This is a genomic window from Psychroflexus sp. S27, assembly GCF_002810405.1.
GTDB classification, from domain to species: Bacteria; Bacteroidota; Bacteroidia; order Flavobacteriales; family Flavobacteriaceae; genus Psychroflexus; species Psychroflexus halocasei_A.
Genome location: NZ_NEXQ01000021.1, coordinates 77,064 through 97,346, shown reverse-complemented (window position 1 = coordinate 97,346; position 20,283 = coordinate 77,064). Strand labels below are relative to the sequence as shown.

The following is a 20,283-nucleotide window of genomic DNA, read 5'->3' as shown; positions in this document are numbered from 1 at the left end:
CAGCATTTATTTCATAGCTTGAAAGCTGGGCAGATAAGGCACTATCCTAAAATAGTCAGGATGCACGGGGAATATTGTTACTTATCAGGCACAAAATCCATTAAAGATGGAAAAGTTGACTTTTGCATTATAGTATCATTCAACAAACCAGATGAGGCACTAGAGTATTATACTAAAAGATGGCAGATAGAGAGCTTGTTCAGGGCTCTTAAAACCAGCGGGTTCAATCTTGAAGATACTCACGTTACACACCCTGAAAGACTGGAAAAGTTAATCATGCTCGTGATGATAGCATTTGTGTGGTGTTATAAAATTGGAGACTTTATTGATACTCAAATAAAACCAATAAGAATCAAAAAACACGGAAGAAGAGCTATATCAGTCTTCAGATATGGATTAGACTATATCTCAAAATGCTTGTTATCAGGAACTAATAAATATGACCTTAATCTAATTCAATTTTTGTCGTGTACTTAACTTCTTAATATAAATCCTCTAAATTTCCTCAACACTTTCTCGACTTTTAGTATCTTTAAAAAATTAATCAAAAAAGTTGCGACACGCAGATACTTAAGTTATATCAAGGTTTTTTTAAACTCTTTAATATGACTTCTTGTATAATGTATTTAGCAAATTTCTATAACATTTATGGCTAAGAAGAAAAAAGTCGAGAAGACAAAATCAATCGAAGAATCACTTTGGCAATCCTGTGATAAATTAAGAGGTTCTGTTGAACCTTCAGAATATAAGCACGTCGTTTTAGGATTAATTTTCCTGAAATTTACCAGTGATAAATTTGAAAAACGAAAAAAGGAACTTATAGCAGAAGGCAAAGAAAAATATGTAGAAATGAAAGAATTCTACAATATGAAAAATGTCTTCTTTTTAGATGAAAAATCACGTTGGTCTTATATTATTAAAAAAGCTAAGCAAGATGATATTGCTTTAAAGATTGATACAGCACTGCACAATATTGAGAAAAATAACCCTTCATTAAAAGGTGCTTTGCCTGATAATTACTTTTCACGTTTAAGTCTTGATAAATCTAAACTGGCTTCACTATTAGATAATATCAATGATATTGATACGCTTAAAGATGCAGATCAAGATATTGTTGGGCGTGTGTACGAATACTTTTTATCCAAGTTTGCTTTAAAAGAAGGAAAGGGGAAAGGAGAGTTTTATACGCCTAAAAGTATTGTCAACCTCATTGCCGAAATGATAGAACCTTATAAAGGAATTATCTATGATCCTGCTTGTGGTTCTGGGGGTATGTTTGTGCAATCTATCAAGTTTATAGAAAGCCATCACGGTAGCAAAAAGGAAGTTTCTATTTATGGGCAAGAATACACGAATACAACCTATAAGTTGGCTAAAATGAATTTAGCCATTCGTGGAATTAATGCAAACTTAGGTGACAAAGCAGCCGATACTTTTGCTAACGACCAACACAAAGATTTAAAAGCCGATTTTATTATGGCCAACCCACCTTTCAACCAAAAAGGATGGAGAGGTACAGATGAGTTACAAGACGACCCACGTTGGAAAGGCTATGATGTGCCGCCAAAAAGCAATGCCAATTATGGGTGGATATTAAATATGGTAAGTAAGCTCTCTGAAAACGGAGTCGCTGGTTTTATTTTGGCTAATGGTGCTTTGTCTGGTGGCGGAGAAGAATATAAAATTCGTAGAAAGCTTATTGAGAACAATTTGGTAGAAGCCATTATCATTTTGCCACAAAATATGTTTTATACGACCAACATTAGTGTAACACTGTGGATTCTGAATAAAAATAAAACCGAAAAAACAGTTGAATTACCAGATGTCACACGAAACTACCGTAACCGAGAAGATGAAATCTTGTTTATGGATTTACGCCAAATAGGAATCCCTTTTGAAAAGAAATATATCCAATTTTCTGAGCAAAATATACAAGATATTTCCAAAACTTACCACAATTGGCAGCAAAAGGACTCAGATTATAAAGATGTACCTGAATATTGCTACAGTGCGAGTTTAGAAGAAGTGGTTAAAAAGGACTTTTCATTAGTGCCTAGTAAATATATTGAGTTTGTTAACCGTGATGAAAACATCAATTTTGATGAGAAAATGACAAGCTTACAAACGGAGCTAAGCGACTTATTGCAACAAGAAGCTGAGAGCAAAACCCAATTGTTAAACCTGTTTAAAGATTTAGGCTATGAGCTCAAATTATAAAAGAATAGGAGATTATATAAGCCAAATAAAAATTAAGAATAAAGAAGGGAAATATTCGGAGCTTTTAGGGATTAATATTGATAAATTTTTTATGCCTTCTGTAGCAAATACAGTTGGCGTTAATCTTAAAAACTACAAAATTGTTAAAAAAGGACAATTTGCTTGCAATAGAATGCACGTAGGCAGAGACTATAGAATTCCAATCGCTCTTTCCGATAAAAAAACTCCTTTTTTAGTTTCTCCTGCTTATGATGTTTTTGAAATCACAAGGACAGAGGAACTTTTACCTGACTATTTAATGATGTGGTTTCGTAGAAAGGAATACGACAGAAACGCTTGGTATCATACTGATGCTGATGTTCGTGGAGGTTTAGCTTGGGAAGCATTTTGTAATATCAAGCTACCTGTCCCATCCATAGAACAACAGCAACAAATTGTAAACGAATACAATACTGTTACCAACCGCATTAAGCTCAACGAACAACTCAACCAAAAACTGGAAGAAACTGCACAAGCGCTATATAAACATTGGTTTGTGGATTTCGAATTTCCTAACGAAGAAGGCAAGCCTTATAAATCCTCTGGTGGTGAAATGGTTTATAATGAAGAATTGGATAAGGAGATTCCTGTGGGGTGGAGTGTGGAGAGGTTAACAAATGTTTTAAAAATATTTGGAGGTGGAACTCCTAAAACAACAGTTTCTAATTATTGGAACGGACAAATTCCTTTTTTTACACCAAAAGATATTGGTGACTCATTTTATTCTATTAACACAGAAAAAAATATTACAGAAGAAGGATTGAAAAATTGTAGTTCGAAACTTTATCCTAAAAACACAATTTTCATTACTGCAAGAGGTACTGTAGGTGCCGTTAATCTTGCAGGAATTGAAATGGCGATGAATCAAAGTTGTTACGCTTTTCAAGAATTTAATTATTTTAATTATTTCGGCCACCAACTTGCACTTTATTCAATGAAAGAATTAATAGAAGAAGCTACTGGTGCAGTTTTTAAGGCACTTGTAACTAAAGATTTTGAAGGGAAAATAATAATTTGTCCTAATATCAATGTTCGTAAAAACTTTAATGCAATAATTTCACCTCTTTATAACAATATTCTTTTAAATACAGAGCAATCCAAAACCTTCACTAACTTCCAATCTATTTTATTAAGTAAAATGAGTAAGGTGGAGGAAGAAATAGTAAAAAACTAAGATTATGGAAGAACAATATTTAACACATACTGACAAATTAGTAAACCATATCTATTGGTTTTATGAGGATTTAGATTTACAGCCAAAAGGGAAACACCGCGGACTATCCATTAATTACTCTGACGTAAAAGAGCGTAGGACTGATTTTCTAAATGAATTGGTCAATACTGTTGTAAGTTGGGTTTATAGCAAAAACAAATCTGAAAAAATGTTCGGTGACCGTTATGAAGAAACGAAAGATTGGGGGAATGCATCCAGTTTTATAACCAATTTAGCATATAAAAAGTTTAGACCGGGTCACCCTCAAGGACAATTTGGAGAACTTTTATTATTTAATCTTATTCAACATTATTATAAAGCGGTGCCAATCCTAAGAAAGCAAAGAATTCTTACTTCCACAGGACACGAAAGGTTTGGTGCTGATGCTATTCATTATAAACAAGAAGATAACAAAAATATAATATTTTTAGGAGAGTCTAAATGTTACAAAAGTAACTATCAATTTAACAAAGCTTTCGATGCTTCACTAAATAGCATAATTGATTCTTTCAAAAAACTTGATGATGAACTTGATTTATATCTCTATGATGATTTCTTAGAACCGGAGCTACAAAATATTGTCAAGAGCTACAAAGAGGGAAGTTTAAAAAATATACAATTCGAACTTGTCTGTCTTATTGCATACAATGAGACCAATAAAATTGATGGAGATTGTGAGGATTCAATAAAGAATAATATTAAAACTGTGATTAAAGAGAGATGTTCAAAATTTGATAAATCCAAATTCAATGACATTGAATCTACCTTGTTAAAGCGCATTAACTATATTGTATTGCCTATCTGGGAATTAGACAATTTATTAAATGATTTTCAGAATAAAGTAGGGTCAAATGGAACAAAGTGAAACTCATAAAGAGGTAATAAGTAGGCTTTTATCAATCGATCACAAGCATATAGCTATAAAATTAAACTTCATCAATGAAGAAATCCCTGAAATTTCTAATTCTTTGCTCTACAAAGCAATTGGTACTATTGACTACTACTCAAGGTTTAAAGATGATAAATCCAAGCAAATAGTAATTGTTTTATCTTCAATTATTTATACATACAAAAAAAAGCATTGGGGAGGCCTTCGCCAATTTTTAGTCATTGTCCTTTCCCGTATTGGTTATGCCCCTTCTGCCATTATGATTGATGAGGGTTTTAATTACGATACCAATCAATTTAGTTCATTTGATAGTTTTATTAGTGAACTCAATACTGCATTTTCTCAATATAAAAATGAAATTCAAGTAAAAGAAAAATCTTTTCTTTTAACCGATTTTCAAAAGGATATTTGGGATAAGTGCAAGAATTCGGATTTTGTAGGAATTTCCGCTCCTACTTCTGCTGGAAAATCTTTTATTATCGTTTTAAAAGCAATTGAAAATATTTTAGAATCAGGTGGAAATATAGTGTATGTTGTGCCGACCTTAAGCCTTATTTCTCAGGTAACAAGAGATTTCTTGCAAAATTTAAGAAAATTTCAAATTGGTAATTATGAAGTGTTAACAAGCTATAACCGAAATAATGCTATTAATAAGATATATGTACTTACACCTGAAAGAGCAATTTCAGCTTATAATGAAAATGATAAACCATTTGGAAATGTAAATACTTTTATCGTTGATGAAATTCAGAATATTGAAAGAATTGAGAATAAAAAAGATGAACGAGCCAAAATTTTATTTGACAGCTTAGTAGAGTTAAGTTTTAGTTACAATCCCAATCTTATAATTTTTAGTGGCCCCCGCGTAACGGGACTAAAAGAAATGGGGTTTGATATTTTTGAGGAGGAAGAAACTGTTGAAATCCAAACCAATTCTTCACCAGTTGCAAGTTTCACTTACAGCATTTTTAAGAATGACAAAAAATATTTCTTTAAGCAATATTCACAACTTAATAATCAAGCTAAATCTTTTGAAATAAAAAATAATGATTTTATAAAAGTCGGAGGTAAACAGTATAACGAGGCATACTTCAATTATTTGTCGACTGTTATTCACTCTCTTGGAGAAAATACTAAAAATGTGATTTTTGCGCCTTCTTCAGGAAGTGCAAGGAAAATAGCTATTAATCTAGCTAGAATGATACAGCATCAATCATTAGAAGATGAAAAGATGTATAGTTTAAAAAGTTACATTTCTTCTACCGTTCATCCAAAATACGATTTGATTAATACATTAAGTAAGAAAATAGCTTATCACCACGGAAAGGTGCCTTTACATATAAGGAATATCTTGGAATACGCGATCAATCATAAAATGATTGACAACATTGTCTGTACCACAACTCTGATGCAAGGAGTAAACCTACCTGCTCAAAATGTGATTATGCGTAACGGTTATCTTTCAACAAAAAAAATAAAGGGCGAAATGCCGGAACTTACTAATTATGAAATTTCAAATCTTAGAGGTAGAGCAGGGCGATTACTTAAAGATATTATAGGAAGGACTTTTGTTTTGGATGAAAATGCTTTTATAAAAAAGAAAAAGGAAGAGGAACAAAAGTCGCTTTTCCAAGATGAGAATAAACCTCTTAAATCCGGATATGGAAATATTTTTGATAAGCACAACGAGAAAATTAATCAATCTATTTTCGATAACATAAGTAATGAATCTGTTCTTCCCAATTCTGATAAAGATTTTACATTTTTAATAACTTATATCAGATATACAATTCTTAAGCATAAAGAGAATAGTCATAAAAGACTTAATTCAGTTGGCATAAAATATTCTAAATCTCAAACAGGTCAGATTTACAATCAAATGATTGAAAAAATGAATGTCCCCTTAGAAGTGTGTTTTAAAAATAGATATATAGATCCTCTTGTCATTGATAAAATTTATAAAAAAATCAATGATTATCATTTACCATCATCCATTACAGATTATAACCTTGCTGATGATCTTTTTAAATTAGTAAACAGAATTCAATCTGACTTCCCTCTCTTATATGCAAAAAACTTTGGGGATAGAGATTTGCAAGAACCTTTTTTTTATACAGTTGCAAATTGGGCAAAAGAAAAATCTTTGCGTAAATTATTGAAACCAGATTATTTTGATGATTCCAATAATATCGATAAAAAGATTGATGAGATTCAAAAAAATATTTGTTTTGATCTAACTGCATTACTAAAACCCTTTTATTCTATTGAAAATCTAGAATCTAAGTTCGTCAATTGCATTGAAATGGGAGCATATAATTCAATTACCATTCATTTGATTAATCTCAGTATTCCTAGAGAAGTTGCTATAATATTAAAGAACTCAATATTCATAAATGTTAATGAGAAAGATATTACTGATGAATTTATCAAACAAACTATAGTTGAAAATTGGGATAATATTGATTTTTGGAATCAAATTCAATTGATGCATTTAATTTAATCGATAAATTTTAAAAATGCCCGAAACCAATCACATAGCACATAGTATATAAAGCTTAAAATATGAAAGAAACTAACTTCTTACTGTACACCACACCATCAGGAGATGTACGTTTAGATGTGGTGTTAATGGACGAAAGCATTTGGCTTACGCAAAAGGCTATGGCAGAACTATTTTCAGTAGGTGTGCCTGCTATTAGCAAGCATTTAAAAAATATTTTTGAAAGTGGTGAACTGCAAAAAGAACTGGTTATTTCCAATTTGGAAACAACCACTCGCCACGGTGCTATGGTGGGCAAAACACAACCTACCAATTTATAAAATTTTCAGCAATGAAAGAAAAAGACAAAAACATAAAACCCAGTGATGAGTTAAGTGACTTTATTCTATATACCGCCCCAAGTGGTGAAGTACGTATTGAGATTTATCTTCAAAATGAAACCATTTGGTTGACGCAACAGAAAATAGCGGAGTTGTTTGGTGTAGATAGAACCGTGGTTACCAAGCACCTTAAAAATATTTATAGAGAAGGTGAATTAGAAAAAACAGCAACAAGTGCAAAATTTGCACAAGTTCAAAAAGAGGGAGAAAGAGAGGTAAAACGTAATATTGTTTTTTACAACCTCGATGCTATAATTTCAGTAGGCTACAGAGTCAACTCTGCTAAAGCAACACAGTTTCGTATTTGGGCTACAAAAACTTTAAAGGAATACATCATAAAAGGTTTTGCAATTGATGATGAACGCCTGAAACAAGGTAAAACGACCTTTGGTAAAGATTATTTCAGAGAGCTATTAGAGCGTGTGCGTTCCATACGTGCCAGTGAACGCAGAATATACCAACAAGTTACCGATATTTTTGCTGAGTGTAGCATTGATTATGATCCGCAATCACCAGTAACTAAAAATTTCTATGCTACGGTTCAAAATAAATTTCACTTTGCCATAACAGGTAATACAGCAGCGGAAATCATTTACTTAAAAGCTGATAGTAGCAAAGAAAATATGGGTTTAACCACTTGGAAAAACGCACCAGATGGCAGAGTTTTAAAATCAGATACAGCAATTGCTAAAAACTACTTAGCAGAAAAAGAAATAAAACAGTTAGAACGTACCATCACAAGTTACTTCGATTATATAGAAGGCTTAATAGAACGTGAAAACACCTTTACAATGGAAGGCTTGGCAGAAAGCGTCAATAAATTTTTAGCATTTAATGAGTATAAGGTGCTAGAAGGTTTTGGTAAGAAGTCAAAAAAACAAGCTGATGATAAAGCTTTTTCTGAATATGAGAAGTTCAACAAGACCCAAAAGATAGAGTCTGATTTTGATAAAATGCTTAAAAACCTAAAGAAAAATAAATAGTAAACTGTGTAAGTCTTACAGCTAACTAAAAAATAAAAATATCAATCTATGGCAAAATATTCGGTACATCAACAACCTGTAGAAACACTATTAAGCTGGATAAAGTCTGGTGAAATTGCAATTCCTGAAATACAAAGACCGTTTGTATGGAAAGCTTCTAAAGTCAGAGATTTAATAGATTCTTTATATAATGGTTACCCAGTTGGTTACATCATTACTTGGCAAAACCCTAATGTTAAGCTTAAGAATGGTGAAATTTCTACGGGTAAAAAAATATTAATAGATGGGCAACAACGTATTACAGCATTAACGGCAGCAATTGTTGGTCTGCGTGTTTTAGATAAAAATTACAAAGAGAAATCTATTCGTATTGCATTTAATCCTTTAAAAGAAGAGTTTGATGTACTTAACAAAGCAATTGAAAATGATGTGAAGTGGATTAATAATATCAATCCAATCATCAATGATGAAATAACAATTAGTGAAGCTAGAAGAAGCTATATGAAACTCAACCCAGATGATGATGAAATAGAGGTTGAGCGAAAAATAGAAAAACTCAAAAAGATTAAAAATAAGTATGTAGGTATTATAGAGCTAGACCATAGTTTAGATATTGATACAGTTACAGAAATATTTATCAGGATAAATCAAAAAGGAGCTAAGCTCAGTAATGCAGATTTTGTGATGTCTAAAATTGCTTCGGATGAAGAGCATGAAGGTAACAAAATGCGTAAAATGGTTGATTATTTTTGTCGTCTCATAGCTGATAAAGATTTTAACAAACATATTTTAGACAATGATAAAGAGTTTGCAGCTCATTCATTTTACAAACAAATAAAATGGATGTCGACTAAACATGATAATTTGTATATCCCTGATTATATAGATGTTTTAAGAGTTGCTTTCACTCATAAGTTTAATAGAGGTAAGTTTAGTGATTTAGTAGCATTATTATCAGGAAGGAATTTTAAAACACGATCTTTTGAAGTAAGTATTGCATCAGAGAGCTATAATTTATTGGCAGAAGGTTTAAAAGACTTTACAAACCAGACTAATTATGAACGTTTCATAATGATTGTTCAGTCAACTGGTTTAATTTCAAGTAAATTAATCTCATCCAAAAACAGTTTAAATTTTTCATATGCTTTGTATTTAAAACTTAGAAGCGAAGGAATGGATGATACAGAAGTCCAGACTTATGTTAAAAAGTGGTTGATCATGTCTTTGCTTATAGGTCGTTATTCGGGTTCATCAGAATCTATGATAGATGAAGATATAAAACAAATCGATGAGAAAGGGATTGATCAGTATTTAAAACAAATGGAGGAAAACCGTTTAGGTGATAACTTCTGGGAGTTTGGTATTGTTAATGATCTCGAAACATCAAGTAAAAACAATAATGCTTACAATGTTTATTTAGCAGCGCAATGTAATTCGGGCACAACAGCCTTTTTGTCAAAAGCACATACTGTTAAAAGTTTGCTTGAACAAAGAGGTGATATACATCATTTATTTCCTAAGAAATATTTAAGCAACCATGGTTTTAAACCCAAAGCTTATAATCAGGTATCTAATTTTGCTGTCATAGAGCAATCAATAAATATCAAAGTAGGGAAGATGCCACCTGAAGATTATATGCAAAAAGTAAAAACAGAAATCGAAGAAACTAAAGTTAATTTGACAACCATAACTTCTTTACAAGGTTTAGAAGATAATTTGCGAGAAAATGATATTCCTATTTCAATATGCAATTCAACTTTTGAAGATTATGAAAGTTTTCTAGCTGAAAGGCGTCAATTGATGGCTAAACGTATAAAAGCATATTATCATAATTTATAAAGGTATAAATTAAAAAATCATGTAGTCTTAAAAGTTATCTCATGAAATTCACAGAAGCAAAATTAGAAGAAACATTTGTTGAGTTATTAGGCAAGGAAGGCTATTCTCATTATTCAGGCAACGATATTGAACGCACACCAGATGAAGTTTTAATAGAAGAAGATCTCATTAATTTTTTATTGAATAAATACAAAAAAGAAGGTTTAACACGTATTGAAGCTAAGTCAATTGTCTTAAAACTAAAAACCTTACCCGCCTCTGACTTATATGAGAGCAATAAAAAAATGATGAGGTGGTTGTCTGATGGTTTTAATTTAGAAAGAGAGGATTATAAGCAAAAAGACATTTGGATCTATTTGATTGATAATTCTGAAAAGGATGAGAACATTTACAAATTTGTCAATCAATTAAAAATAGAGGGCACAGAAAATCGCATACCAGATGGCATCATTTACATCAACGGAATACCAGTTGTCGTTTTAGAGTTTAAAACAGCTATTCAAGAAGATGTAACTATTCACAATGCTTATAAGCAGATAACAGAACGCTATAAAAGAGATATACCATCTTTATTTGTCTACAATACTTTTTGTGTAATTAGTGATGGAGTCAATAATAAAGCAGGATCTTTTTTTGCACCTTATGAGTATTTTTATGCATGGCGAAGAGTCTCTGGTTTATCTAAAGAAGTTGATGGAATTGATAGTTTATTCACCTTGATACAAGGGATGTTACATCATCAAAGGATAAAAGATATAATTCAAAACTTTATTTACATTCCTGATACTTCTAAAAAAGATGAAAAGATAGTTTGTCGTTATCCTCAGTATTATGCAGCCAGAGCCTTATATGAAAGTATAATGAAAGCTCAAAAACCACAAGGTAACGGAAAAGGAGGAACTTATTTTGGAGCAACAGGTAGTGGTAAAAGTTTTACGATGCTTTTTCTTACAAGGTTGCTGATGAAAAGTGTCTATTTTGAAAATCCGACGATAATTCTTATTACAGATCGGACTGATTTAGATGATCAGCTTTCAAGTCAGTTTACAAATGCCAAAACTTTTATTGGTGATGATACTGTTAAGAGTGTAGAAAGTAGAGCAGAGCTCAGAGAATTATTACAAAATAGAGAAAGTGGGGGTGCTTTTTTAACTACCATTCATAAATTCACAGAAGATATTGAACTATTAACCGAACGTAATAATGTGATTTGTATTTCTGACGAAGCACATAGAAGTCAAACCAACTTAGATCAAAAAATAAAAATAACAGAAAAAGGTGTAAGAAAAACCTATGGTTTCGCAAAGTATTTGCACGATTCACTACCAAACGCAACCTATGTAGGCTTTACAGGAACTCCAATTGATGCAACTTTAGATGTTTTTGGAGAAGTCGTTGACGAGTACACAATGACTGAATCTGTTAAAGATGAAATTACTGTTAGAATTGTTTATGAAGGTCGTGCTGCAAAAATAGCTTTACAAAATAGTGAATTGGAAAAAATTGAAGAATATTATCAATTTGCAAGGGAAGATGGAGCTAATGAGTATCAGATAGACCGAAGTAAAAAGAAATCAGCAAGTATGGGCGTTATTTTGGGCGATCCTGATCGACTCAAAGCTTTAGCTGCTGACTTTGTAAAGCATTATGAAAGACGTCTATTTGAAGGGGCTACTGTTAAAGGTAAAGCCATGTTTGTATGTAGTTCAAGAAGTATTGCCTATGATTTTTACAAAAACGTAATTGAATTAAGACCAGAGTGGAATAAAGTAGAGATAGCCGAAAAAGGCTCTGTTTTAACTGATAAAGAAAAAAAGGAAATCAAACCCATAGAGCGTATTAAAATGATAATGACACGTGGGAAAGATGATCCTCAGGAATTGTATGATTTACTCGGAACTAAAGAATATCGTAAAGAATTAGATAGGCAATTTAAAAATGAAAAATCTAATTTTAAAATAGCTATTGTTGTTGATATGTGGCTAACAGGTTTTGATGTTCCATTCTTAGATACTATTTATATTGATAAACCTATACAAGAGCACAATTTAATTCAAACTATTTCTCGTGTTAATCGTAAATTTAAAGGGAAAAATAAAGGTTTAGTTGTTGACTATATTGGGATAAAAAAGCAAATGAATTTAGCTTTGAAAAAATATTCAGAGACGGATAGCAGCAATTTTGAAGACGTACAAAAATCTTTAGTCATTGTTAGAAACCATTTAGACTTATTAAATAAGCTTCTACATAAGTTTGATAACTCAAAATATTTTGAAGGCTCTTCACTAGATCAGTTAACAACGCTTAATATGGCAGCCGAATTTGTGCAAGCTACTAAAGAGCAAGAAACTCGTTTTATGGATTTGGTTAAAAGGTTAAAGGCAGCTTATGATATTTGTGCAGGTAATGAAAAGCTTAAACAAGACGAAAGAGACCTTATACACTTCTATCTAGCTGTTAGGTCAATTGTGTTTAAATTAACCAAAGGAAACGCTCCTGATACTGCTCAAATGAATGCTAAAGTCAGAGAGATGATTAAAGATGCATTAAAAAGTGATGGAGTAGATGAAATATTTAAAATAGGAGAAGAAGATAGCGAGCAAGATCTTTTTGATGAAGATTATCTTTCTAAAATTGACAAGATTAAACTTCCTAATACAAAAATTAAGTTGTTACAACAGCTTTTAGCTAAAGCTATAGGTGAAATGAAGAAAGTCAATAAAATAAAAGGTATTGATTTTTCTAAAAAAATGGAATCTCTAGTTAATAAGTATAACCAACGTGATGGAAATGATGTTCTAAGAAGTGAAGTGTACGAAGAAATGGCGGAGCAATTAACCAACCTTATTTGGGAGGTACAATTGGAATTTGATAAAGGTGATGAATTAGGGATTGATTTTGAAGAAAAAGCTTTTTACGATATTTTAAAAGAGTTATGTGTTAAATATGATTTTCGATATCCTGAGGACAAATTAATCGAATTAGCAAAAGCAATAAAACGATTAGTAAATAAACAATCTAAATTTCCTGATTGGAATAAAAGAGAGGATATTAAGTCAGCTTTAAAAGTTGGTTTAATATTACTTCTAGATGAACATGGTTATCCTCCAGTTGAAAGAGATGAGGTTTATGAGGAAATTTTTGATCAAGCTGAAAATTACAAGAGAAACAAATAATTTTTTTGACGAAATCTAAATAGTATTATGGTTATTTCAATTTTAAAAATACAAAGACTAACTCATCAAAATAGTTCATACAATTTGGTAATAAAAAAGTGCAAATATTAGGTCAAAATTGTCACCTCAATTGTCACCCGAAAAATGAAACCCCCGTAAACAGTGGCTTACGAGGGTTTTTTGTGGAGTCGGGGAGACTCGAACTCCCGTCCAAACAAGCAATTCAACAGCTTTCTACACGTTTAGTTTTCTCTTGAATTTTCGAGATAACTCTGGCTGAAAACCACCTAAGCTATCCTTAACCTTTTCAATTTCAGTTTCACTTAAAGGTGTCATGAAACCTAGATTTACTTTACCGGTGCCTCTTGATGGAACGCCATAAATCAAGGCTTTCCAGAGACATCTTAGCCCATTACCTTGTAATGGTGAAGCATTATCCTACTGTAATTCGGATTATGCAGCTAAGGCGTAATTATTATCGCCGTTTAAAAAGGTTGAAATATGATATTTACGAGCTATATCCCAGCGCTCGACGTGCTTACCATTCAATTGGTCTTGCTGTCAAAACCAAATCGACCCCTTTTAATATTCAAAGAACTTAACTAATTGCAAAAATAAAGCTTTTATTAGGAATACAAGATGTTTTACATTTTTTTTAAACTTTAATAATTGCGTATTTGATTTATAAATTCTGCTGTTTGATTTATCTTATTTTCTTTCAAAAAATTAATGTAGGCGCTTCCTATAATACATCCATCTGACTTAGCTGCTCCTTGCTCAAATGTTTCGGCATCCTTTATACCAAAGCCTGTGATGAGTTTACTTTTAAGTTGCATTTTTGAAATTCTATCAAAGTATTGTAGATCTTGATTTCCAAAACCTTTTGTGCCTCCTGTTGTACTTGCCGAACTGACCATATAAATAAAACTCTGACTGATTTCATCTATTTGACGGATACGTTTTTCTGATGATTGAGGAGTGATTAGAAAAATCGGATGTATGCCGTAGCTATCAAAAATTTTGCGATAATCTTTTTTATAAATTTCTAAAGGTAAATCAGGAATGATAACAGCTTCTATGCCAATATTCTCACATTGACTGCAAAATTTCTCTACTCCAAATTGTAAAATAACATTGAAATATCCCATCAAAATCAGCGGTACATCACATTGATCTTTAATCTGATTAAGTTGATCAAATAATAGTTGTGTTGTGAAACCATTTTCAAGTGCTTTTTTGGAACTTTTTTGTATTGTTGGTCCATCAGCTAGTGGGTCACTGTAAGGTAATCCGACTTCGATGAAATCAACATGACTGGCTTCAAGAGCTTTTATGATAGCGGTTGTGTCATCTAATTCAGGAAATCCTGCTGTAAAATAAATCGATAGCTTTTTATGATTTTGATTTAAAACTGTCTTGAGCTTATTCATTTTTATAAATTGAAATGGTTGATATAACTTTCTAAATCTTTATCGCCACGACCTGAAAGATTGATCACGACAACATCGTTTTTCCTAAACTTAAGTTTATCTAAAACAGCGAAAGCATGTGCGCTTTCAATCGCTGGAATAATGCCTTCTGTTTTACTGAGTAATAGTCCTGCTGACATTGCATCTTCGTCAGTTACACTGATAAATTCAGCTCGATTTGAAGCAAATAAATTTGCATGCATTGGGCCAATGCCTGGATAATCTAATCCAGCAGAAATAGAATAAGGTTCTGTAATTTGGCCATCTTTAGTTTGCATGAGTAAAGTTTTACTGCCATGAATGATACCCAAAGTTCCAAGTTGTGAAGTGGCTGCGGATTGCCCAGTATCAATTCCTTTCCCTGCGGCTTCAACAGAGATTATTTTAACTTGTGGTTGATTCAGAAACTCATAGTAAATTCCTGCTGCATTGCTACCGCCTCCAACACATGCTATCACATAATCAGGATTGTTTTTCTGTGTTTTTTCATAAAGTTGCTCTTGAACTTCTTGAGATATAATCGCTTGTAATTTTGCAACTAAATCTGGATAAGGATGTGGACCAACAACAGAACCTATTAAATAATAAGTGTCTTCAGGATTATTTACCCAATCTCTGATGGCTTCATTGGTCGCATCTTTAAGTGTTTGACTTCCCGATTTTGCTGGTTTTATTTTTGCGCCTAACATTTGCATTCTAGCTACATTTGGAGCTTGACGTTTCATATCAATTTCTCCCATATAAATGATGCATTCTAAGTTCATTAATGCACAAACTGTAGCTGTTGCAACGCCGTGTTGTCCTGCACCGGTTTCTGCAATGATTCTTTTTTTACCAAGTTTTTTCGCAAGTAGTATCTGTCCGACTGTATTATTGATTTTGTGTGCTCCTGTATGGCAAAGATCTTCACGCTTGAGGTAAATGTTTGCTTTATATTTTTTACTTAATCTTTTGGCAAAATACAATGGAGTTGGACGACCAACATAGTCTTTTAAGAGTTGTAAATATTCTTTTCTGAACTCTTCACTTTTGATAATTTTTAAATAATTTTTTTCTAAATTTTTGATGTTTGCATATAGCATTTCTGGAACAAATGCGCCTCCAAAATCTCCATAAAAACCATTTTCATCTGGTGAGTTATATTGTGTGTTGTTCATGTTTATTGATACTTTTAATAAATTCTTTAATCATTTTAACGTTTTTTAAACCTGGTTCAATTTCAAACTGGCTATTGATATCGATTCCATGAAGTTTTGGATGCTTAATTTCCTTAATTGCTGAGACATCTTTGTTTGAAATACCTCCAGAGAGTAGGAAAGGAGGTGAATAGGAGTATTCATCTAAAATTTGCCAATCAAAATGTTGGCCATTTCCACCATAAAGTTTTCCTTTAGTATCAAAAAGGAATTTATCAATAATGTGTTGATAGGCGTGAGCCTTATGAATGTCAGATTCTTTTTTTATAGAAATGGCTTTCCAGATTTCTATAAATTTATACAATGATAATTTCAAAATTTCACTTCTGATTTTTTTCACTTCTAAAGGTGATTCATCTCCATGCAATTGAACAACATCTAAGTTGTATTGAATTACTTTATCACATATATTTTGAATAGAAGCATTGACAAAAACGCCAACGCGTTTGAAGTTTTGTGAAGTTGTGATGAGTTGATTTTCTTCAACAAATCTTTTAGATTTTTCATAGAAAATAAAACCGACATAATCAGGATCACAATCTTCTATTTCGTTGATGTTCTGTTGGTTTTTTAAACCACAAACTTTGATTTTAAGTTCTTTCATTATTTTATGTTTTGAATAAAACTTGAGCAATTTTTGTCAAACGAATCTGGAGTTGATTTCATAAAATTTTCGCCGACGAGAAAGGCATCAAAGTCTTCTGATTGTAACATTTTAATCGTTTCAGGATTAGAAATTCCACTTTCTGAAATTTTGACTTTATTATGTGGTATTTGTTTTGCTAATTTGACGCTATTGTTAAGATCAACTTCAAAAGTTTTAAGATTTCTGTTGTTAATACCGATGATTTCTGCATCAACTTCTAATGCTTTTTCTAATTCTTGCTGATTGTGAATTTCAACCAAAACTTCTAAACCTAAATCTATCGCTAATTGATATAATGACTTTAGTTCATTTGTAGATAAAACACTTGCAATAAGCAAAATAACATCAGCGCCGTATGCTTTTGCTTCGTGAATTTGATAAGCATCAATGATGAATTCTTTTCTTAAAATGGGATTTTTAAATTTTGATTTTGCTAATACTAAATCTTCTAAAGAACCTCCAAAGAAATGCTGATCTGTAAGAATTGACATTGCGCAGAAATTCAAATTTTGATAAGAGTTTGCCACATCAATGACATGAATTTTTTGATTGATAACTTCTCGGCTTGGCGACCTGCGCTTAAATTCAGCAATTACAGGAATGTTCTTTGCGTTTTGAATACTTCTTTTTAGAGATTTACTTTCAGCTTTATAAAACTCAGTTTTCATGAAGCTTTCTAATGGAATCAGCTCTTTTTTGATTTTGATTTCCTTCTTTTTTTGTTGAATGATGTGGTCAAGAATATGCATGTGTTTCTTCTTTTAAATTCATTAAAACTTGATAGGCTTTTGCTTCCTTTAATTGGTTTTTGGCTAAATCAAAAGCTTCCTTATAACTGATGTCTTTTTTTAATTTTATAGCTGCTGCAGCATTTGCTGAAACAACATTGATTTGATTATCAGTTGCATTACCCTTTAATACTTGAATGAATAGTTGAGCAGCTTCTTCAACTGTTTTTCCGCCATAAATTGATTGCGGATTAATTTGGGAAACAGAAAAATCTTGAGGTCTGATATACATATCTTCCGATGAAGAAATCAATCTTGATTTGCCTGTTAAAGAAATTTCATCATAACCATTAAGGTCATTAACAATGCAATAGTTTTTATCAGTTTTTTGATACAGATAATGATACAATCTTAAAAGCTCTAGATCAAAAACACCAACGAGTTGATTTTTTGGTTGTGAAGGATTAACCATCGGTCCTAACATGTTAAAAAATGTTTTGATAGCTAAAGATTTTCTAATGCTGGCAACTGCTTTCATAGCTGGATGAAAAAGAGGCGCGTGTAAAATACAAATACCAGTTCGCTCCATTTGTCTTTGCAAAAGCTTTTCATCATTCGTAAATTTTACGCCTATTGATTCTAACACATTCGAGCTTCCACTTACTGAAGAGACACCGTAATTACCATGTTTTGAAACATTGATTCCAAGTGAAGCGACAACAAAAGAAGCTGCCGTTGAGATATTAAAAGTGTTTTTGCCATCTCCACCAGTTCCGCATAAATCTATAGTGTCATAAGAAGATAAATCAATGCTATGACATGTTTCGAGCAAGGCTTCTTTAAAGCCTTCTAACTCATCAATCGTGATTTTTCTCATCATAAAAACAGTTAAAAAAGAAGCTATTTGAAGTGGATTAACTTCTTGTGATGAGATTTTTAACAAGGCTGATTTTGCTTCATCTTTATCAATAGTTTCATGCTGTATAAGTCGATTTAATAGATCTTTCATTTTTATATTTTATGTTCAACCCAGTTTTTAATAATCTTTTTTCCATATGGTGTCAACACCGATTCAGGATGGAATTGTACTGCATTTATAGGAAGCTTTTTGTGTCTAAGCGCCATGACTTCATCATTTTGATCTACGGCTGTTACTTCTAAAATGTCAGGAACCTTTTGATTGGAGCACCAAGAATGGTATCGGCCAATTTCAAAGTTTTGGGGTATATCTTTAAAGATTATATCATCTTCAACTATTAATTTTGCAGGAGTTGAAATTCCATGATAAACTTGATCTAAGTTTTTGAGTGTTCCACCAAAAACTTCAACAATAGCTTGAAGTCCTAAACACACGCCAAGTATAGGTTTTTTATCAGCAAATTTTCGTATGATTTCTTTTAGCAAACCTGCTTCATCAGGAATTCCTGGTCCTGGAGAGAGTAAGATTTTGTCAAAATCCTTTATGATTGCTAAATCAATTTCATCATTTCTATACACAGATACTTCAGCATCAAATTCTTCTAAATAATGAACCAAATTGTAAACAAATGAGTCGTAGTTATCAATGACTAAAATTTTATTTTTCATAGCTATATTTTTTTGGCTAAAGCCATTGCTTTTTTTAATGCTTTTAATTTATTGTAAACTTCTTCAAGTTCAGAATTTGGATCAGAATCATTAACAATCCCTGCACCAGCTTGATAATATAAATGATGGTTTTTACTTAAAAAACTTCTAATAATAATGGCGTGGTTATAATTGCCTTCAAAATCTAAGATTCCGATTGCGCCACCATAATGATTTCTATTTAAAGTCTCATATTTTTCAATCAATTCAAGCGCTTTTGGTTTAGGCGCACCTGATAAAGTTCCTGCAGGAAAACAATCGGCTGCTAAATCTATGGCATCCTTATCATCCTTAATATCTGCTGTGACTTTACTCACTAAATGAATCACATGTGAGAAAAACTGAACTTCTTTATCTGTTTCTAGCTTCACATTTCTTCCGTTTTTACTGAGGTCGTTTCTTGCTAAATCCACTAACATAACGTGCTCAGAGTTTTCTTTTGGGTCTTCGCTCAATTTTTTAGCTAACGCAGCATCTTCTTCATCTTGTCCTGTTCTTTTAAATGTTCCGGCAATAGGGTGAATTTCGGCTTTCTTTCGGTTGACAACTAATTGAGCTTCAGGTGAACTTCCGAAAATTTTGAAATCCGTGTAATCAAAATAAAATAAATACGGACTTGGATTAATGCTTCTTAAAGCTCTATAAACATTAAATTCATCTCCTTTAAATTTCTGTTCAAACCTTCTTGATAATACCATTTGAAAAACATCACCTCTTTTACAATGTTTTTTAACTTCTGACACATTGAGTTTAAACTCATCATCTGTAAAATTTGAGGTAATATTTTCATCATAATCAAAATGAAAAGTTGAATGTGTTTGAGAAGAAATAATATGATTTATTTCGGAGATTAAGTTAATGTCATCCGCTGAATGGTTAAAAATATAAGCTTCATTATTAAAGTGATTGATGACAATAATATTCTGATAAACAGCATAATATAAGTCTGGAATTTGAATATTGTCTTTTCTTTTTTTGATATCTACATTTTCAAAATACCGAATTGCATCATAAGCGGTGTAACCAAATAAGGCATTGGTTGTGAACTTAAAATCATACTTTTCAATCTCAAAACTATCTCTAAATTTTTTTAATTCACGATTAAGATCTTCTTGATCTGTGAGCTTTATTTGCTGATCTTTTTGGTCTTGTTTTTCAATTGTGATGAGTTCATTTTCTAATTTAAAACTTGCAATCGGATTCATGCAGATGTAAGAAAATGAGTTGTTATTAGTGTGATAATCACTACTTTCTAGCAGTAGACTTCCAGGAAAATGATCTCTAATTTTAAGATAAATACTAACCGGTGTAATGGTGTCTGAAAGTATTTTTTGATAAGTTGATTTTAATTTCATGGTGATGTTTTTAAAAATTAGGCATAA

General features: G+C 31.8%; 16 protein-coding genes and 1 other RNA gene. 9 read left to right on the top strand and 8 right to left on the bottom strand.

What is annotated here, in order from left to right; translation table 11 throughout:
* The 9 genes from CAP47_RS05660 to CAP47_RS05620 all read left to right on the top strand — a co-directional run.
* Positions 1-477: transposase (locus tag CAP47_RS05660; RefSeq protein ID WP_238140968.1), on the top strand; the 477-nt coding region annotated here is incomplete at its 5' end.
* Positions 478-648: 171 nt separating this feature from the next.
* Positions 649-2,217, top strand: coding sequence for a type I restriction-modification system subunit M (locus CAP47_RS05655; RefSeq protein ID WP_100775754.1), 1,569 nt, complete (start codon positions 649-651; stop codon positions 2,215-2,217).
* The gene (locus CAP47_RS05650) at positions 2,201-3,430 is read left to right on the top strand and encodes a restriction endonuclease subunit S (RefSeq protein WP_100775753.1); all 1,230 of its coding nucleotides are present in this window, start codon (positions 2,201-2,203) and stop codon (positions 3,428-3,430) included. The genes CAP47_RS05655 and CAP47_RS05650 overlap by 17 nt, the downstream gene beginning before the upstream one ends.
* 4 nt (positions 3,431-3,434) lie before the next feature.
* Complete coding sequence (locus CAP47_RS05645; protein WP_100775752.1) at positions 3,435-4,334, top strand: DUF1837 domain-containing protein; 900 nt, start codon at positions 3,435-3,437, stop codon at positions 4,332-4,334.
* Complete coding sequence (locus CAP47_RS05640; RefSeq protein WP_100775751.1) at positions 4,321-6,858, top strand: DEAD/DEAH box helicase; 2,538 nt, start codon at positions 4,321-4,323, stop codon at positions 6,856-6,858. The genes CAP47_RS05645 and CAP47_RS05640 overlap by 14 nt, the downstream gene beginning before the upstream one ends.
* Before the next feature lie 62 nt (positions 6,859-6,920).
* Positions 6,921-7,178: a hypothetical protein gene (locus CAP47_RS05635; RefSeq protein ID WP_153043492.1), complete on the top strand. Its 258-nt coding sequence runs from the start codon at positions 6,921-6,923 to the stop codon at positions 7,176-7,178.
* Between the two features lie 11 nt (positions 7,179-7,189).
* Positions 7,190-8,221, top strand: coding sequence for a virulence RhuM family protein (locus CAP47_RS05630; protein WP_100775749.1), 1,032 nt, complete (start codon positions 7,190-7,192; stop codon positions 8,219-8,221).
* Positions 8,222-8,269: 48 nt separating this feature from the next.
* Positions 8,270-10,060 carry a DUF262 domain-containing protein gene (locus tag CAP47_RS05625; protein ID WP_100775748.1) on the top strand — a complete coding sequence of 597 codons (1,791 nt, stop codon included), beginning with the start codon at positions 8,270-8,272 and terminating at the stop codon, positions 10,058-10,060.
* A 41-nt stretch (positions 10,061-10,101) separates the two neighbouring features.
* On the top strand, positions 10,102-13,236 hold the full coding sequence (locus CAP47_RS05620; protein WP_100775747.1) for a type I restriction endonuclease subunit R: 3,135 nt from the start codon (positions 10,102-10,104) through the stop codon (positions 13,234-13,236).
* Positions 13,237-13,416: 180 nt separating this feature from the next.
* Here CAP47_RS05620 and ssrA read toward each other — a convergent pair.
* The 8 genes from ssrA to CAP47_RS05580 form a co-directional block, all read right to left on the bottom strand.
* Positions 13,417-13,816, bottom strand: a transfer-messenger RNA (tmRNA) gene (ssrA, locus tag CAP47_RS05615).
* Positions 13,817-13,898: 82 nt separating this feature from the next.
* Positions 13,899-14,666, bottom strand: coding sequence for a tryptophan synthase subunit alpha (gene trpA, locus CAP47_RS05610; RefSeq protein WP_100775746.1), 768 nt, complete (start codon positions 14,664-14,666; stop codon positions 13,899-13,901).
* 2 nt (positions 14,667-14,668) lie between these two features.
* Entirely contained in the window at positions 14,669-15,862 is a 1,194-nt protein-coding gene (trpB, locus tag CAP47_RS05605; protein ID WP_100775745.1) for a tryptophan synthase subunit beta, read from the bottom strand.
* On the bottom strand, positions 15,843-16,505 hold the full coding sequence (locus CAP47_RS05600) for a phosphoribosylanthranilate isomerase (protein WP_100775744.1): 663 nt from the start codon (positions 16,503-16,505) through the stop codon (positions 15,843-15,845). The genes trpB and CAP47_RS05600 overlap by 20 nt, the downstream gene beginning before the upstream one ends.
* The gene (gene trpC, locus CAP47_RS05595; RefSeq protein ID WP_100775743.1) at positions 16,505-17,296 is read right to left on the bottom strand and encodes an indole-3-glycerol phosphate synthase TrpC; all 792 of its coding nucleotides are present in this window, start codon (positions 17,294-17,296) and stop codon (positions 16,505-16,507) included. The genes CAP47_RS05600 and trpC overlap by 1 nt, the downstream gene beginning before the upstream one ends.
* The gene (trpD, locus tag CAP47_RS05590) at positions 17,283-18,284 is read right to left on the bottom strand and encodes an anthranilate phosphoribosyltransferase (RefSeq protein WP_100775742.1); all 1,002 of its coding nucleotides are present in this window, start codon (positions 18,282-18,284) and stop codon (positions 17,283-17,285) included. The genes trpC and trpD overlap by 14 nt, the downstream gene beginning before the upstream one ends.
* Before the next feature lie 2 nt (positions 18,285-18,286).
* Positions 18,287-18,862, bottom strand: a complete 576-nt coding sequence (locus CAP47_RS05585) for an anthranilate synthase component II (protein ID WP_100775741.1) — start codon at positions 18,860-18,862, stop codon at positions 18,287-18,289.
* Between the two features lie 2 nt (positions 18,863-18,864).
* Complete coding sequence (locus CAP47_RS05580) at positions 18,865-20,256, bottom strand: anthranilate synthase component I family protein (protein WP_100775740.1); 1,392 nt, start codon at positions 20,254-20,256, stop codon at positions 18,865-18,867.
* Between the last annotated feature and the right edge of the window lie 27 nt (positions 20,257-20,283).

Excerpts from the sequence above, each read along its gene's own strand:
- CAP47_RS05625 (WP_100775748.1), top strand. The coding sequence starts at position 8,270 with ATGGCAAAATATTCGGTACATCAACAACCTGTAGAAACACTATTAAGC.
- CAP47_RS05640 (WP_100775751.1), top strand. The coding sequence starts at position 4,321 with ATGGAACAAAGTGAAACTCATAAAGAGGTAATAAGTAGGCTTTTATCA.
- CAP47_RS05620 (WP_100775747.1), top strand. The coding sequence starts at position 10,102 with ATGAAATTCACAGAAGCAAAATTAGAAGAAACATTTGTTGAGTTATTA.
- trpA (WP_100775746.1), bottom strand. The coding sequence starts at position 14,666 with ATGAATAAGCTCAAGACAGTTTTAAATCAAAATCATAAAAAGCTATCG.
- CAP47_RS05600 (WP_100775744.1), bottom strand. The coding sequence starts at position 16,505 with ATGAAAGAACTTAAAATCAAAGTTTGTGGTTTAAAAAACCAACAGAAC.
- CAP47_RS05650 (WP_100775753.1), top strand. The coding sequence starts at position 2,201 with ATGAGCTCAAATTATAAAAGAATAGGAGATTATATAAGCCAAATAAAA.
- CAP47_RS05635 (WP_153043492.1), top strand. The coding sequence starts at position 6,921 with ATGAAAGAAACTAACTTCTTACTGTACACCACACCATCAGGAGATGTA.
- trpB (WP_100775745.1), bottom strand. The coding sequence starts at position 15,862 with ATGAACAACACACAATATAACTCACCAGATGAAAATGGTTTTTATGGA.
- CAP47_RS05645 (WP_100775752.1), top strand. The coding sequence starts at position 3,435 with ATGGAAGAACAATATTTAACACATACTGACAAATTAGTAAACCATATC.
- CAP47_RS05655 (WP_100775754.1), top strand. The coding sequence starts at position 649 with ATGGCTAAGAAGAAAAAAGTCGAGAAGACAAAATCAATCGAAGAATCA.
- CAP47_RS05580 (WP_100775740.1), bottom strand. The coding sequence starts at position 20,256 with ATGAAATTAAAATCAACTTATCAAAAAATACTTTCAGACACCATTACA.
- trpD (WP_100775742.1), bottom strand. The coding sequence starts at position 18,284 with ATGAAAGATCTATTAAATCGACTTATACAGCATGAAACTATTGATAAA.
- CAP47_RS05630 (WP_100775749.1), top strand. The coding sequence starts at position 7,190 with ATGAAAGAAAAAGACAAAAACATAAAACCCAGTGATGAGTTAAGTGAC.
- trpC (WP_100775743.1), bottom strand. The coding sequence starts at position 17,296 with ATGCATATTCTTGACCACATCATTCAACAAAAAAAGAAGGAAATCAAA.
- CAP47_RS05585 (WP_100775741.1), bottom strand. The coding sequence starts at position 18,862 with ATGAAAAATAAAATTTTAGTCATTGATAACTACGACTCATTTGTTTAC.